This is a genomic window from Bacillus cereus group sp. BfR-BA-01522 (assembly GCF_022662635.1).
Lineage (GTDB): Bacteria > Bacillota > Bacilli > Bacillales > Bacillaceae_G > Bacillus_A > Bacillus_A cytotoxicus.
Genome location: NZ_JAKUDY010000003.1, coordinates 144,086 through 161,518 on the forward strand (window position 1 = coordinate 144,086; position 17,433 = coordinate 161,518).

The window sequence follows — 17,433 nt, forward strand, 5'->3', positions numbered from 1 at the left end:
AGTAAAGTTGTTCATTCAAACGGCCTCCGTGTAGCGTAATGATAGGGAAGGCGGAGTCACATGTGGAACTACATAGCATATCACAAAAATCTTCTCTGCGTCATGCATTTACTTGTCTTTTTCTTTTATTTCAATGAATAAGAACGTGGGCGAAATCGCATACTTCTATTTCAGATGGGAATGATACCCATTATAGTATCTGAAAGAAAAAGGGGAGAATCTCAATGAATTACAGGATCTTTAAAAGTATTAATGGATTAGCTGGTCGTAATTCGAGCTTGGATGCATTTATGGTATTTATTTCGCAAAAATCTCGATTTCTTTACATTCTTTTATTACTTATCATGTGGTTTAGAAATAATGGATGCCGAAAACGTATATTGTTTGCCGGTATATCGGTAGGAGCTGCTTTATGTGTAAATCGTTTCATTCAGTTTTTTTATTTTAAACCACGTCCATTCATTGTACATCCTGTGCGTTTACTTATTCCAGCTAAAAAGAATTCTTCATTTCCTAGCAAACATACAGTTGTGGCATTTGCCTTAGCGACTTCTATCTTACTGCGTGAGCGTTTATTTGGAGGTGTCATGTGGATTTTAGCCATTTTAACTGGTTTTTCAAGAATTTGGTTAGGGCATCATTATCCATTCGATATCATAGGAAGTGCCTTCATTGGAAGCTCAATTAGTGTAGCTGTTGAGAGAATAAAACATTTATATAGACGGTACAGAAAAGAAACATATTTCTTTTCATAAAGGTGAATGATAAAAACTGAAGTAGATTGAAATAAGTCGCTTATATAAGAGAATTACAAACAATCGAGGTGATCCCATACATGCCAATGTTAGATGTAGACGGTAGTAGTCTTTATTATGTAGTGAAAGGAAAAGGGACTCCTATTCTTTTTATTCATCCGCCGATATTGACGCATTCAAATTTTGAGTATCAAATAGAGGAGCTATCTAAACATTTTAAAGTAATCGCTTTTGATATTAGAGGACATGGGAAAAGTCTTCGTTCAAAGGAACCAATAACCTATTCATTAATTGCAAAAGATATGAAAGTTTTATTGGATCACTTAAAAATAAAAAATGCTTTTATATGTGGATATTCAACAGGGAGCTCTGTAGCACTTGAGTTCTTGTTAACTTATGCAGAAAGGTCCTTAGGAGGCATACTAATAGGCGGAATGTCAGAGGTACGTCAAGGATATTTAAAAAATAAAATCTCTCTTGGTGTAACATTAGCAAAGATAAAAGCCATTTCATTTTTAGCATTTGCTATTTCGTGGGGAAATTCTAATAAAGTGACATTGTTTAAAAAATTGTTTCGAGAATCTCGAAATGGTAATGCGAAAAATATTGAGGAATATTATCGTTATAGCTTGCATTACAATTGTACCCACCAGCTTCAGAATATTTATCTACCGGTGTTATTAGTTTACGGAGAAAAAGATAAAACATTTTATAGTCATGCGAATGTATTACATGAAAAGTTACCGTATAATGAACTGAGATTTATTCATCATACAAAGCATCAAATCCCGACAAAAGCAGCTACAGAGTTGAATCAAATGATTGGGAATTTTATTTATACCCACACAGAAGCTCTTGAAGAAAAGGTGCTTTCTTAAATTATAGTATGGAAAGTATGTCAGAGAAGAATGTATATTTGCGTTAAGGAGCTGCCCCGATTTATTCTTCACTTCTACTATAAAAAATAGTATCAGAGACCATAGCCGTGGTCTCTGATACTAATCTTAATATGTTTTTGTTATTCATTCGTATATATGGATATGCTTTTACAATTCATATATAAATGGAATAAAGAGAAAAAGGACAGGGGAGACTAGACTTATATGAAAAGGTGTATCAAAAAACTTCTGTAAGGAGTAACATAAATGAAGCATGAAGAAGTGTTTAAAATTGAAATTTCTGTAGGTAGTGAATTGGTAGCAAAGCACGAAATGAAGGCGTATGATGTTATAGATGTGATTGAAAAGCTAGCTCATACATATTTAGATAATGATAAAGAACGCTTTGATGAGAAGTAAGGAGCGTGCGTTTATCCCACATTTTTTTAGGGCATGAGGTGATAATCAGTGGGGGAGGAAGAAAATCCCCACTAATTAAAGCTTCACTTTATTGCCAAGATGGATAATGAGCCTAAGATTTCCAGATATATGGCTAGGTTTGTCATACATAATACTTGCGCATTTCTATATATCGTTGCCTTTTCTTTGTTTAAGGAGCTAGGGTCAATGAAAAATGATTTGATATACTTGAAAGCCAAAGTATATTCCGTATCCAATTAGCGATAAACCCGATAAAATTGTTAGTAAGGATAAAACACGTAAGTTCAGTATATTACGAAAAGAGCTGGATACAGCGGCCATAGTAATATCCCATAAAAAAATTCCTAAAATAATGCCTAGGCTATAAAGAAGCAGATGATCGTTGTCGTATGAAGAAGCGGTTTTTGCTAATATGGAGCCAAATATACCAATTCAAAATAAGATGCTGATTGGATTGGATAAAGACATGAAGAAACCAGAGAAAAAAGTTTTTATAATGGATTCTTTGCTTTTATGATTCGTAATTGTAATTTCATTGGCGGATTTTAAACTTTCTATTCCTGTATAGAATAAAACAAAAGTTCCGAAAGACCATAAAAATAGTTTTACGATATCGGTCTGAAGAAAGTGGACAACTCCAAAATAGATAAGCATCATATAAATAAGATCTGCGATTAAGGCGCCAATTCCTAGCACCCAAGAATGAAAAAATCCATATTTAATCCCTTTGTCCATTTGTGCGGCATTAATAGGCCCAATTGGAGCTGATAAGGATAAACCTAAAAAGATATAACTTAAAAAGATACTCATACAGACAAGCTCCTTCCATCTCGGATTGCTGAATTTTATGTATACTTATTGGTATTCGGTTATGTATGTTTGTACAACTAAATAATATGTCAAAAAAACCAGATTGTATCACAAACAAACGATACAATCTGGTTTTTCACTTCTTTCACATATAATTTTCCGACAGAAATTTTCTTCCTATATGATGAGATTCATTATGACTTATTGTTATTTAAATACTTCATGGCTCTCGAAAAGGGACATTTTGATGGAATTGTTTCATCATCACGTAAAAAATATTGCTGCCATTCATAGTTTTCTTTTTCACCATACCATTTAAGAGAAGGATGGATTGGAGCTGTATCATAAGAGTGTAAACGTTTTCGAATCGCTTGTTTCAGCTTTTCGCTTAGCTTTTTCGATTTCATTATTTCTTGTAATACCCACCTTGGGGTAATGGCAAGCATCATACATGGGAAATATCTACTTTGTCTTTTAACATGAGCGGGAGTAGCGCAGTAAACAAAATATGGTTCTTCATGAAAGCAAAATTCCCACGTGTTCTTCATAGGATCGCTTGGAACATGTTCAGGCCATTCTTTTTCATCTAATTTACTTGTTTGGTTAAGAAGAGACCAATACCAATTTTCATAGTCTGTCACTGTAGCTTTTGTAAGAATTTTTGTTGGGGTTTCAATAAAAACAATAAGAGAAGTATAATTACCTAAATCCTTAGATTGTTTTACGTATGCTTTTAGTAAATGAGCCAGCTCTTTACTAGTAGCCTCTTTTCTAGGATCACCAATAAATCCATATCGCAAATGATTAAATAAAAAGCCTTTCTGTGCAGGAATACAAGGAAAAGGCTGGTGTGTGTTTGTCATTTTAAGGACAAAAGAATGAAATACGTCTTGCTGCCACTTCGGGACATTAGCACGATTTTCTTGTAACATCTCTTTATCATAAAGTATCATCACGTTTTATCCCCCTATATGCAATACAATAATATATAGGGTATTAATGAAGGTGAAATAGGTGACTGACTATAGAAGTATTTGCACGATCACTATTGCTTTGGAGGATGTAACAGATACATGGAAATTTAGTGGTACAACGTTCCTTTTTTCTCATTTGTAACTAAAATGTTTATAGCGTAATGAGAAGGAGGGATTGTGATGGAGGATAAAGAAGAAATAACGTTTATCGATTGTAAGGGTAGCGAGATAAGTATAATGATTGACACTAAAAATAAAAACAGCATGATGCCGAGAAAATGGATCAATAGTTGGTAAATATGTTTAATAAATCATAACGTAGCATTTGTTATATAGAAAAGGAATCCAATTCGGATTCCTTTTCTAGTTAGTGTGTGAGTTAATAAATAGATAGTAAGACAATATAATATTACATTTTAATATTATAAAATTCAATAGGAGATTGTAAAGAGGAGCCATCTTATTTAAGAAAATTGTCATTCTGTATGGACGAGAAATAAGGTTCTTTACATCATTTTTTCCGGTGTTAACGGACAGCGAGATTGACTTAGAGAAAAGTAAGGAATATAGGTAGAAGGAGGACTCCAGTAAAAGGAGCTATGTTATGATTTATGCTTTTGAACAATCTTATTCATTTCTGAATTGAACTACCTTATGAGGAGGGAGTCTTACTGCCCGTTAATGCGGGGCAAATTTTGCTGGCAAATACAATCGCAAATGTAAACCTGAAGAAGAATCCGCTTGTTGCAAAAGGCTAGTATCACTCATATGAAATCAGTGTATGATTGGAAGCGAATAAGGAGAATGATTAGTTAATCTGCTGTGGACTTTAGAAAATATGGAATGAAGAAAACTTCTATTAGATTGAATATAGAAAGTCCTAGCTATTGTCAAGCTAGGACTTCTAGAGGATAAAACTGCAAAAATAATGCGGTTTGGACATTAAAATTTTAACATATTAACATTAAAAATCAATATATAGATTTTATGATTTTGCGAACAAAAATAGCGGCTATTTTTTCTTATAGATGTGTATCTAGCATATGTATCAATGTATTTTTATAAATGAAAAGCAGCTAGTTGATCGCTAGCTGCTTGGCCCCAGGGAAAGGGAGAAAAAAGATTAGGTACTCACAAAATCGACTATAGCTGTTTTACAGCTTATTTATATAATGCTCAAAATTTTAATTATTATACAGCTTTTTGAAAATATGTATTTGAATATATCTTCAAGCAGTTCGATGTAAGGCTGTATATTTATAAGAATAAGAAAGAGAGAACCAGTATCCCACCTATAATGAATCCTATACATAACGTAGTGTATTTTAGAAAAATCTTCATCGTATATACATCCTTTTTCTATATAGTATGGGTTAGTTATGATATTTTTATGAGTGAAAAGTACGTATTGTAGATTCAAAATGCTTCAAAAAATAGTCAAAGTGTAGAAGTGACACAACAAATGAGATGTCTGGAAGAAAGCGAAAAAAAGATTAAACTTTATTGTTATACAATGAAAAAATGCATATGAAGAATTGCATATAAAAATAGATTGTAGTTTAATAGGTTGTTCATTATAATTTTTACATCAATATATTTATATATAATAAATAAAAGAAGGTAGAGGATACAATGAGAACGGTTTTAAAAGGAATATTTCTTTCTACAGTTGCACTTACAATTTGTACAGGAGTAGAGGGAGTAGGATTTGGAAAGATTGAAAATACAGTGTATGCGAGTGAAAAGTATTATGCAGATCAACAAGTAAAAGTGAATGAAAAGCGACTGATTATAAAGTTGAAAAATGATAATCAATTCCCTTATGAAGATGGAATTGAGAAACGAATTATAAGTGAAAAAAAGGATATAGCATTAGGTGAATTTTTTGATGAATTTCCAACATTTACATTACAGCGTTTATTCACATCTTTGAATCCAAATGAGATTCGAAATATCGATAAGAATGCAACAGGGCATGATGATCAATCATCTGCTAGATTATTAAACTATTATATGTTACAAGTACCTAATGATATAGAAGAAAAAAGTGTATTAAAGAAGCTAAAAAAATCTCCTCTTATAGAGGATGCGTATGTACAAGAAAAAGAACAGTTAGCACCACCTGAAATGCTTAATCATCTTTTCCTTCATCCATATGACGATCCTAGATTTGGAAAACAAGGATATCTCGCAGCAGCACCGTATGGAATTAATGCGACTTATGCATGGAGTATTAAAGGTGGAGACGGAAAAGGAACAACCTTTGTAGATATGGAATATGGCTGGTTATTAAATCATGAGGACTTAGTACAACAAAAGATTGAACTGATGTCTGGTCAAAATATAAATCAGCATGTAGGTCATGGAACCTCTGTATTAGGAATTGTTTCCGCAGTAGATAATGAGATTGGTAATATAGGTATTGCACCAAAAGCAAAAGTGAAAGTAATCTCTCAAATACGCAATAATGGTGATTATAATACAGCTGATGCGATCGTGAGCGCTGTGAATGATTTACAACCTGGCGATGTTTTATTACTAGAGGCACAGTCTTCTTATGATGGATATGGAAATAAATATTTACCTGTAGAAGTGCAACCAGATGTATTTGATGCGATTCGTGCTGGAACAAATAAAGGAATTGTCATCATCGAGGCAGGGGCCAATGGCGGGAATGATCTTGATCAATTTCGGAACAGAGATGGTAAACAAGTTTTAAATCGTAATAGTCCGGATTTTAAAGATTCAGGTGCTATTATGGTAGGAGCAAGTTCATCAACATTTCCACATAAACGTCTATGGTTTTCTAATTATGGAAGCAGAATTGATACATACGGATGGGGAGAACATGTAGATACAACGCATGCGGAACCAAGTAGAGAGGCAACTAACTTGTATACATCTTCCTTTAGCGGAACATCGAGCGCTTCGCCGATTATTGCAGGGGCAGCTACATCATTACAAGGCATCGCCAAAGAACATTTAGGACAACCGTATACACCGGAAGAGTTAAGAGACATTTTAAGTAATCCTAGTACTGGAACACAGTCTCAAAATCCAGTTACAGATAAAATAGGAGTTTTACCTGACTTGAAAGCAATCTTATCTAAGCTAGGGTTTCATCCAGAAAAATTAGAATCAGAGGGCGCTACGCATCAACAAATGGTACAGAGCGTAGAACAGGAACCAAATAATCAACTAACAGAAGCAAATGTTTTGGAGATGAATAAGCCGATAAAGGGAATTTTGAACGATCATGATCAAGTTGATGTATATACTTTTAACATGAGTTCACCGCAAAATATAGAACTTTCTGCATCTAATGAACAAAACATTGGAATGACATGGGTTCTTTATCATAAATCTGATTTGCAAAATTATGTAGCATATGGTCAAAATGATGGCAACGTTATTAAAGGGACATATAGAGCAAAACCAGGGAAATATTATTTGTATGTCTATAAATATGAAAATAGAAATGGCGCGTATACATTACATTTAAAATAAATTCTATACGGTTTTAAACAAGTAACCCCATGAATGATTCATGGGGTTTTTTATGTATGTGACACAGAGCGAGATATGTGAGGTAGCTCTTTGTATACATTGTAAAGTTAAGTTGTTCCAAATTGACTTTGATCTGCTACATCAGAATCAAACGTATTGCTTGCACGAACATCATTAACAGTATTAACGACAACCGCCACATTAGAAGAACCTGAACCACTATCAGCTTTTGTATTTTCTTTTGGCGAGACATTATAAAAATCACCTGAATTGAAGGAGCCATTACTATTTTGAACAACTAAATCTGCTATGACTGAAGGCATTTTTTTACCTGCTTTATAAATAGTAATTAATTGTATAGTATGATTTGTTCTTTAGAAATGTTCGTAAGTATATTCAGGCGATAGGAATGTTAAAGGATTTAATTTAATGGGAAAAAGTCACAATTCTTGATTGAACATGCAGTTTGAGATATCCTGTCTATACTATGAATAAGATGAAATTAATAAATGAGTGGATATATGCGGGACACAATCGTAAAGGAGCTGATGATATGAATGATGTTATTATAAAAGTAGATTTAACAAATCCTAAATCAAGTCGTCTTATTGCGTTTATTCATGCGTATAAAGTTACATTGCTAGAAGAAGCATTTTGCCCAAATAAGATCGAATTATTTTCTAATGAAGTTGCAATTTTATCCGCCATCAAAACAGCTCATATTACGAAAGTTTTTATAAGGGAAGGATTAGAAGCATTTTTCTATGACACAGGTGTATTGCTCGTGAAGCAAAATCATAAGAGAAATACTAATGAATCCATTACATTACATTTTGATCAAATTCGGAAGATACAAAATGAAATGGAAAAACTGAGAAGCATGTAAAATGAAGATTTTATGTTATATATTAAAAAAGATTTCTTTTGAGAAATGTAGCGGCAAATATACATACAAGCTTTATTGGGAACAAAAATTTTAAAATGGACAGTTAGATACGGTATAAATGAATGTGAAAACTGAGAAAGATTATAAGAGAAAAGGAATAGTAGGTGTAGAGTAACAAGGCGTTACTCTTTTTTTATTTTTAATGTGTACGAGTAAGTGAAATAAAATGATAGAAAGTATACAAAATCTTCATGTTTAGAGGGATGAAGAAATTCCTACTGATTCATACCTATTTCAAGTCGTTTTACTTATATACATGTTGTAAGGTAGTACAAAACTTAGGTATTGGAACAATCCATCTATAAAATTTTGAATAGAATATTAAGAAAGGAGAAGAAGGATGGAAAAACATATAGTTGATCTTTCTAAATGGAATGGTGATATTAACTGGGATGTAGCCGCTCCTCAAATTGCTCTTGCCATATGTCGGGTACAATACGGGTCAAGAACAGCAGATGAGCAGTATAAAAATTATGTCGCAAATTTAGAGAAGCGTGGTGTACCTCATGGTGCTTATGCGTATGGCTGTTTTGTTTCTGTCCAAGATGCCATTGTAGAAGCAAAGGACTTTATGGCTCGAACAAGTCCAAATGCGAAGTTCCTCGTATTAGATGTAGAAGACGATACACTTAAAAGTTGTGGCCCAGATCAGTTGGCTGCTGCTTCACAAGCCTTTATTCAGACGTGTAAAGCAGCGGGGTGGAAAGTTGGGTTCTATGTAAGTCACCATATGTATAATAAGTATGGACTAAGTGGAGTGAAGGCAGACTTCCTTTGGTTGCCGCGTTACGGCGGAAATAAGCCTGCATATGAGTGTGATATATGGCAATACACAGAGACAGGAGATGTCCCTGGAATTGGGAAATGTGATTTGAATTATTTAATAGGAAATAAAAATTTATCATGGTTTGTAGGAGGAGGAGTTTCATTGGCGGATGATGGAAGAAGAAGAATTAAAACAGGCGGGTTAGGTATAGGGGCTATTAAAGAAGTTTCTGACATTTTAGTAGAACGAAATATAAAAGCGTCCATTATTTTTGAAGGAAAGAATGGTAATCCGTACGTATTAACGGAGAAAATGAGCAATCCAGAAATGGACAAATTCACTGCTTGGTTAGATGAAAGAGGATGGTATTATGAATACCTTTCTTAAGTAAGAAACAGAGCGTTATAAGACGTAACGCTCCTTTTTTATGCACAATCATATTAAATTCTCGTGTGAAGATAAGATTGTTTGTGAACGCTTTCTGGAGCGTCAAAAAATTCATAGATGATGGATTATAACCTGCAGCGACTCAGTTTTTGGGGAATTACTGGATATAAAGTCGCGTTTGTTCAGCTCCCTTCTTTAAATATATTTAAATATCAGATAGAGAAAAAATGCTATTTTGTAGCATTCTAATACATAGATGATATATATTAAGTATGAATATTAGTTGTTCTACTTGCTTTTTCATAAGTTCACACGAAGTTCATATTGTTGTGCTATTTTTATGTCACCTTTGCTTTGCGAGTATGTTTTTATTTGGAGATGTTGGATTAATGTAAAAAATGTATATGATTTTATGCGGGGGGCTTACTGGAATCACTTGAAATGTAATCTCTTATATTTTATGTTCAAAAAATGAACAATTGTAACAGAGGGATTGAAAAATTCCAAAAGCATTTTGCTATTGGTATAAGCTATCATAGGAGTTTGTTATACTTTTAGATTGCTTTTTGATAAAATTATTATTTTGAAGAGGATAGTATGTTTATCCCGCTATTTTAGGGCAGTAAGACTCCCACCTCAAGATTCAGAGAGAAGCAAGGAGATTAACTGCCCGTAACAGCCCGATTGGTGAGGGCTCATAATCAGTGGGGAATGAAGCACCCACTGATTAAAGTTTCACTTTATCAATGCAAGCAATGTTTGAATTTTGTTTTCAAGTAAATCAATGAGAGAATTGAAAGGCAGGAGAAAGAAACATGTCAGAAAATTATCGTTCTCGAGAAGAGCGAAGACAAATTCAAAAGAACAAGCAACCAGCTGTGAAAAAAAGAAAGGGAACAGAAAAAGGAAAAGAAAAAGCGTCGTTTTTTCGCAAATTTTTAATTGGTTGTTTAATATTTGGAATTGTAGCGCTTGTAGGAGGAGTCACTACCTTTTTCATTATGATAAAGGATGCCCCTAAATTAGAAAAATCAAAGCTCGTTAATCCGTTATCAGCAAAAATTTATGATAAAGATAAAAAGTTGATATATGAATACGGAAAAGAAAAACGAACAAATGTAACGTACGATCAAATACCAAAGTTAGTTGAAAATGCATTTTTGGCTACGGAAGATGCACGGTTTTATGAACATAGTGGGGTTGACTTTAAAGGGATAGCACGTGCTGTTTTAGTCAGCTTAAAGGGAGATTATGGTTCGCAAGGTGGAAGTACGATTACGCAACAAGTAATTAAGAATTATTTTTTATCTATGGATAAAACACCGAAGCGGAAAGCGCAAGAGATATATTTAGCATATAAGTTAGAACAGCAATATTCCAAACATGAAATTTTAGAGATGTATTTAAACAAAATTAACCTAGGAAATCGTTCATACGGCATCGCAACAGCAGCAGAAAATTATTATGGTAAGGAATTGAAAGAATTAACATTACCAGAAGTGGCAATGCTTGCAGGGTTACCAAAAGCACCGAACAATTATGACCCAACAAAACCACAAAATGTGGAGAGGGCAACAGAGAGAAGAAATGTTGTGCTTCGTCTTATGAATCGACATGGTTACATTTCTAAAGAGCAAATGGAAGAAGCAGCAAAAGTGCCAGTAACAAAAGGACTACGTCCAGCTAAACAAATTGCAGAAATGCCGTATCCTGCATTTATAGATGCAGTAGTAAAAGAAGTAGAACAAGAATTGCCAGATGCAAATATTGGCTCAGATGGTTTATCTATTTATACAACGTTAGATCCGAAGGCACAAGATTTTGCAGACAAATTGTTAAATGAAAATATTATTGCTTATCCAAATGATCAATTCCAAAGTGCGTTCACGTTTATGGATACAAAAACAGGAGAAATTCGTGCTATAGGCAGTGGTCGCGGTGAAAATAAAGCTACATTTAAAGGGAAGAATATGGCTATTGAATTAGATCGCTCTGTAGGTTCAACTATGAAACCTATTTTTGATTACGGTCCAGCAATAGAATATTTAAAATGGCCAACATATCATCAAGTAGATGACTCGCCATATAAGTATTCAACAGGCCAACAAGTGCAAAATGCGGATCGATCTTATAAAGGTTTGATGACAATGCGTGATGCATTGAAACTATCTCGAAACATACCAGCGATTAAAACAGCGAAGGAAGTTGGTTTACGAAAAGCACAAGGGTTTGCAGAAAGTTTAGGAATTCCATTTAATAAAGCGGCAGTAGAATCAACGGCGATTGGTAGTAACGAAGCCTCACCAACAGAATTAGCTGGAGCATACGCCGCATTCGGTAATGGTGGGAAATATATAAAACCACACTTTGTAAAAGAAGTTGTTTATCCAGACGGAAAATCGAAAAGTTTTGAACCAAAAGCAAAAACGGTTATGGAAGATTATACTGCATATATGATTACCGATATGTTACGTTCAGTTGTTCAATCAGGTACAGGTACAGCAGCAAATGTAAGTTCTTTAGATGTTGCAGGTAAGACGGGAACAACAAATTATTCAGCTGAAGACGTAGCAAAATATCATTTACCATCAAGTGCTGCACGTGACAGTTGGTTTGCTGGTTATACCCCAGAATATACAATGGCAGTATGGACTGGCTATATGCAAAATAGCAAAGAAAATTATATTAGCAGTAAGAATACAAAGATTGCTCAGCTTATTTTTAAAGAAATGATGAGTGAATTTGGCTCCAGTAAGGCGAAATTTAAAAAGCCGAGCAGCGTTATTCAAGAGGGCAGTGAATTGCGAGTAAAAGGTGCAAAATCTGATTCTTCTCCAAATCCGAGCAAGTCAAGCTCAAATGATCAAAAGCAAAACGATGATCAAGAGAAACAGCAAGAGCAGCAGAAACTAGAGGAAGAGAAAAAGCAACAAGAGCAACAGAAGTTAGAAGAAGAGAAAAAACAGCAAGAACAACAAAATGAAGAGAATAAGAAAAATGAACAAAAACAAGAAGATGACGCTAATAAGCAAAACGGAAATAATCAAGGAAATCAAACGCCACCAAACAGTGGAAGCGGAAATAATCAAGGAAATCAAACGCCGCCAAATAGCGGAAACGGAAATAATCAAGGAAATCAAACGCCGCCAAATAGCGGAAATGGAAACAATCAAGGAAATCAAACGCCGCCAAATAGCGGAAACGGAAATAATCAAGGAAATCAAACGCCGCCAAATAGCGGAAATGGAAATAGTCAAGAGAATACACCATCAAGTAGTGGTGGAAGTCAAGGAGAAACGACAACTAGCTCAAATGGTGGGCAGTGAGTGTAAACTTTCTTAAAGATTGCAGCATGTCATAATGAATAAAAAACCCCTATAATTGCGATATAAATTTAAAGTGGCCCAATAAAGTGAGACAAGGACCAAATACCTCCACTGTCGTATGTAGATATAACGACCAGTTGGAGGTGTTTTATTCCTGTCTCACATCAGTGATCCAGTTCAATTCGCATGATAGGGGTTTTTTATGTTGAATTTTAATTTTTAAACATAATGATTAGAAAATAGAGTATAGCCTTATCTAAATCATCATATATTGAATGTTCCATAAAAATTTTGGAAATATATAGAGGGGAAATGATAGAAAATTTGAAACGGATAATGATAACCTGAACTACTAGTTGAATGATTGTTATGCTGCCAAAAAGAAGGAGTTGCTCCCCAAGGAGATTGATAATGCTGCCATGTGGTAGGAAGGGCTACGCCAACATCAGAAGTGCCGGCATGTATTGATGCGACATGTGTAGAAGGGGACATGGGAGCTGCTACTGTAATTCTTGCGGGAAAGGTGTACATAAGTGATCACTCCTAAATTGTAGGATATAACAGTATATTCTTATATGAATAAGAAAGGTGCATGAAGAGTAAAAACTATTAAAGTCATGATGACGAATGAGAGAAAATAATAACTTTATTAAAAATAAAAAAAATTTATATAAAAATTGTATTTGAACCTTAATAACATAGACACATTTTAAAACGAGTTACATATTTGTATCACTCGTTTTTTTTGTGCTTATTTCAAGTTAATGTGTTATGTCTGATTTTGTTAAAAAATTATATATTTAGCTTCAACATAAAATAGCATCATTTCATATTTTGTTGTAAAAAGCGTAAATATTATTTTTAAAAAACAATAGTGTTACATCAGAAAAGGTGCAGGAAACTTATCGTTATAAAATAAATTGAAATCTTCTAAAAACTCTGATACATTGGAATGGAAATATAGTTCTCTATCGTTGTAAAGGCTTACAATTATGTGCACGAGGATCTATTAGGATTGGAGGAAATAGTAATGAGAGCTGAAGAAAAATTTTCCCCGGGATTAGACGGTGTAGTTGCAGCCGAGACAAAAATATCGTTTCTTGACACAGTAAAAGGTGAAATCGTAATTCAAGGATACGACTTAATTGAACTATCAAAGACAAAAGAATATTTAGATATTGTGCACCTTTTATTGGAAGAACATTTACCAAGTGCAGATGAAAAACAGGTGCTTGAAAAGAATTTAAAAGAAGAATATGAAATCCCAGATGGTGTATTTCATGTATTAAAAGCATTACCAAAAGAAACGCATCCAATGGATGGATTACGTACAGGGGTATCAGCATTAGCTGGTTATGATCATGATATTGAAAATCGTTCATTGGAAGTAAATAAAAGCCGCGGGTACAAATTATTAAGCAAAGTACCAAATATTGTGGCAAATAGTTATCATATTTTAAATGATAAAGAGCCTATCCAGCCATTGAAAGAATTGTCATATAGTGCGAATTTCTTTTATATGTTAACAGGTAAGAAGCCGACGGAACTTGAAGAAAAGATATTTGACCGCTCTTTAGTTTTATATAGTGAGCACGAAATGCCGAATTCTACATTCACAGCTCGTGTCATCGCATCAACGCAGTCGGATTTATATGGAGCTTTAACGGGTGCTGTGGCATCTTTAAAAGGAAGCTTACATGGCGGTGCGAATGAAGCTGTTATGTACATGTTGTTAGAGGCAGGTACTGTTGAGAAGTTTGAAGAATTACTCCAAAAGAAATTGTATAACAAAGAAAAAATTATGGGATTTGGACATCGCGTCTATATGAAAAAGATGGACCCAAGAGCGCTTATGATGAAAGAGGCTTTAAAACAATTATGTGATGTAAAAGGGGATTATACATTATACGAAATGTGTGAAGCTGGAGAGACAATTATGGAGAAGGAAAAAGGAATTTATCCAAACCTGGATTATTATGCAGCTCCAGTGTATTGGATGCTCGGTATTCCGATTCAACTCTATACGCCGATTTTTTTCAGTTCAAGAACGGTGGGATTATGTGCACACGTAATTGAACAGCATGCAAATAATCGATTGTTCCGTCCGCGTGTAAATTATATTGGCGAGCGACATGTGCTTAGCAAATAAAAAACAACTGGGGAGTTGTTAAGGTCGCCCGCCAGATGGGTGTTTGACCGACACCCATCCTTAATAATAACGAAATTTCGACAGAAAGGGAAGGATAGCATGATTAAAACAAATGAAATTAAACAAAAAGATGCAATTTTAGAAGAGATTACGGACTATGTATTAAATAAAGAGGTAACAAGTGTAGAAGCATTCAGCACCGCACGTTATGTGCTACTTGATACACTTGGATGCGGTATCTTAGCATTACAATATCCAGAGTGTACGAAATTACTTGGACCGGTTGTACCAGGAACGATTGTACCAAATGGCACACGTGTACCAGGGACATCTTATGTATTAGATCCAGTAAAAGGTGCATTTAATATTGGATGCATGATTCGGTGGTTAGATTATAACGATACATGGCTTGCGGCAGAATGGGGACATCCATCAGATAATTTAGGAGGCATTTTAGCTGTTGCAGATTATATGAGTCGCGTTCGCATTTCGGAAGGAAAAGAACCTTTAAAAGTAAAAGATATACTGGAAATGATGATTAAAGCTCATGAGATTCAAGGTGTCCTTGCATTAGAAAATAGCTTAAATCGCGTCGGTCTAGATCATGTCTTATATGTAAAAGTGGCAACAACGGCCGTTGTTACGAAAATGCTTGGTGGTACACGCGAGGAAATCTTTAACGCACTTTCTCACGCATGGATTGATAATTCTAGCCTTCGTACATATCGTCACGCTCCAAATACAGGTTCTCGTAAGTCTTGGGCAGCTGGGGATGCAACGAGTCGCGGTGTTCACCTTGCTCTTACTGCATTAAAAGGAGAGATGGGATATCCAACAGCATTATCTGCACCAGGATGGGGATTCCAAGATGTACTATTTAATAAACAAGAGTTAAAACTAGCAAGATCGTTAGATTCTTATGTCATGGAAAATGTATTATTTAAAGTATCCTATCCAGCAGAATTCCATGCGCAAACTGCAGCTGAATGTGCAGTGAAATTACATCCAGAAGTGAAGGGTCGATTAGATGAAATTGATCGTATTACGATTACGACACATGAGTCAGCAATTCGCATTATTGATAAAGAAGGACCATTAAATAACCCAGCTGATCGCGATCATTGCTTGCAATATATTACTGCAATTGGCTTATTAAAAGGGGATATCGTTGCGGATGATTATGAGGATGAAGCAGCTTCTAATCCTCGTGTAGATGAATTACGAAATAAGATGGTTGTTGTAGAAAATAAACAATATAGTTTGGATTACCTTGATCCGAACAAGCGCTCAATCGCCAATGCTGTACAAGTTCATTTTAAAGATGGTACAGCGACAGAAAATGTTGAATGTGAATATCCACTAGGACACCGTTTCCGTCGTGATGAAGCGATTCCAAAGATTATACAGAAGTTTTCTGCCAATATCGCTGGTCATTACTCTAATAAGCAACAAGAAAAAATACATGAAGTATGTTTGAATGAAGAAAAATTAGAAAATATGAATGTAAATGAATTTGTAGATCTTTTCTTAATATAGGGGGAATAAGGATGGCTTGGGTTGTGAACAAACAATCAACACAAGAAGAGCTTGCGAATCGATTCCGGGCTTTAGTAGAAGCGCCTGAAATTTTACAAATTCCTGGTGCACATGACGCAATGGCTGCTCTCGTAGCAAAAGAAACTGGTTTTTCTGCACTTTATTTATCGGGAGCTGCTTATACAGCAAGCAAAGGATTGCCAGACTTGGGGATCGTGACATCTACGGAAGTAGCTGAAAGAGCAAGAGATCTTGTTAGAGCGACAGATTTACCTCTTCTTGTTGATATTGATACAGGATTTGGCGGTGTGCTCAATGTAGCGCGTACGGCTGTAGAGATGGTAGAAGCAAATGTTGCTGCTGTTCAAATTGAAGATCAACAACTGCCGAAAAAATGTGGACATTTAAATGGGAAAAAACTTGTTACAACTGAAGAGTTGATACAAAAAATTAAGGTAATTAAAGAAGTAGCACCATCACTTGTTATCGTAGCACGTACGGATGCTCGAGCTGTAGAAGGATTGGATGCAGCAATTGAAAGAGCGATTGCTTATGTCGAAGCAGGAGCAGATGCTATTTTTCCAGAAGCACTTCAATCGGAAGAAGAATTTCGGTTATTTAACAGTAAAGTGAACGTTCCGTTACTTGCAAATATGACTGAATTTGGGAAAACGCCGTATTATAGTGCAGAAGAATTTGCTAATATGGGATTCCAAATGGTCATTTATCCCGTTACATCACTTCGCGTCGCAGCAAAAGCATATGAGCGTATATTTACACTTATTAAAGAAACGGGCTCGCAAAAAGAAGGACTATCAAATATGCAGACAAGAAGTGAACTATATGAAACAATTTCATATCATGATTTTGAAGAATTAGATAACGGAATTGCGAAGACCGTTTTATCTGAAGATCAATAACAAAAAAGAAAAGGCGATGATAATACATCTTTGGCAAA

The 17,433-nt window shown here is 34.8% G+C and carries 13 protein-coding genes and 1 pseudogene; 10 read left to right on the plus strand and 4 right to left on the minus strand.

The features are described from left to right. Window positions 1-224: 224 nt before the first annotated feature. From MR059_RS05830 to MR059_RS05840, 3 genes are all read left to right on the plus strand, one after another. A complete protein-coding gene (locus tag MR059_RS05830; protein WP_012094204.1) occupies window positions 225-755 on the plus strand; it encodes an undecaprenyl-diphosphatase in 531 nt (176 codons plus the stop codon). 80 nt (window positions 756-835) lie between these two features. Then, window positions 836-1,633, plus strand: coding sequence for an alpha/beta fold hydrolase (locus MR059_RS05835; protein ID WP_012094205.1), 798 nt, complete (start codon window positions 836-838; stop codon window positions 1,631-1,633). Between the two features lie 267 nt (window positions 1,634-1,900). Next, a complete protein-coding gene (locus MR059_RS05840; RefSeq protein WP_012094207.1) occupies window positions 1,901-2,053 on the plus strand; it encodes a hypothetical protein in 153 nt (50 codons plus the stop codon). Between the two features lie 204 nt (window positions 2,054-2,257). Here MR059_RS05840 and MR059_RS05845 read toward each other — a convergent pair. Both MR059_RS05845 and MR059_RS05850 read right to left on the minus strand, forming a co-directional pair. Continuing rightward, window positions 2,258-2,884: pseudogene (locus MR059_RS05845) on the minus strand (LysE family transporter). A 194-nt stretch (window positions 2,885-3,078) separates the two neighbouring features. Then, window positions 3,079-3,840 carry a YqcI/YcgG family protein gene (locus MR059_RS05850; RefSeq protein WP_041809703.1) on the minus strand — a complete coding sequence of 254 codons (762 nt, stop codon included), beginning with the start codon at window positions 3,838-3,840 and terminating at the stop codon, window positions 3,079-3,081. Window positions 3,841-5,490: 1,650 nt separating this feature from the next. Between MR059_RS05850 and MR059_RS05855 the strand changes: the two genes are divergently transcribed. Next, window positions 5,491-7,365 (plus strand): S8 family peptidase, encoded by a 1,875-nt coding sequence (locus MR059_RS05855; RefSeq protein WP_053083795.1) that lies wholly within the window; start codon window positions 5,491-5,493, stop codon window positions 7,363-7,365. 107 nt (window positions 7,366-7,472) lie between these two features. On the opposite strand, the gene MR059_RS05860 is transcribed toward MR059_RS05855, so the two are convergent. Further along, window positions 7,473-7,688: a spore germination protein gene (locus MR059_RS05860; protein WP_012094210.1), complete on the minus strand. Its 216-nt coding sequence runs from the start codon at window positions 7,686-7,688 to the stop codon at window positions 7,473-7,475. Between the two features lie 230 nt (window positions 7,689-7,918). On the opposite strand from MR059_RS05860, the gene MR059_RS05865 reads away from it, so the two are divergent. From MR059_RS05865 to MR059_RS05875, 3 genes are all read left to right on the plus strand, one after another. Then, window positions 7,919-8,251, plus strand: coding sequence for a hypothetical protein (locus MR059_RS05865; protein WP_041809706.1), 333 nt, complete (start codon window positions 7,919-7,921; stop codon window positions 8,249-8,251). 400 nt (window positions 8,252-8,651) lie between these two features. After that, window positions 8,652-9,464 (plus strand): GH25 family lysozyme, encoded by an 813-nt coding sequence (locus tag MR059_RS05870; RefSeq protein WP_012094212.1) that lies wholly within the window; start codon window positions 8,652-8,654, stop codon window positions 9,462-9,464. Window positions 9,465-10,279: 815 nt separating this feature from the next. Further along, a complete protein-coding gene (locus MR059_RS05875) occupies window positions 10,280-12,790 on the plus strand; it encodes a transglycosylase domain-containing protein (RefSeq protein WP_012094213.1) in 2,511 nt (836 codons plus the stop codon). 264 nt (window positions 12,791-13,054) lie between these two features. Here MR059_RS05875 and MR059_RS05880 read toward each other — a convergent pair whose 3' ends face one another. After that, window positions 13,055-13,321, minus strand: coding sequence for a hypothetical protein (locus MR059_RS05880; protein ID WP_012094214.1), 267 nt, complete (start codon window positions 13,319-13,321; stop codon window positions 13,055-13,057). A gap of 499 nt (window positions 13,322-13,820) precedes the next feature. Here MR059_RS05880 and mmgD point away from each other — a divergent pair, with 499 nt between their 5' ends. From mmgD to prpB, 3 genes are all read left to right on the plus strand, one after another. Beyond that, a complete protein-coding gene (mmgD, locus tag MR059_RS05885; protein WP_012094215.1) occupies window positions 13,821-14,939 on the plus strand; it encodes a citrate synthase in 1,119 nt (372 codons plus the stop codon). A gap of 99 nt (window positions 14,940-15,038) precedes the next feature. Next, window positions 15,039-16,475 (plus strand): 2-methylcitrate dehydratase, encoded by a 1,437-nt coding sequence (gene prpD, locus MR059_RS05890; protein WP_012094216.1) that lies wholly within the window; start codon window positions 15,039-15,041, stop codon window positions 16,473-16,475. A gap of 11 nt (window positions 16,476-16,486) precedes the next feature. Then, window positions 16,487-17,395: a methylisocitrate lyase gene (prpB, locus tag MR059_RS05895; protein WP_012094217.1), complete on the plus strand. Its 909-nt coding sequence runs from the start codon at window positions 16,487-16,489 to the stop codon at window positions 17,393-17,395. Window positions 17,396-17,433: the final 38 nt, after the last annotated feature.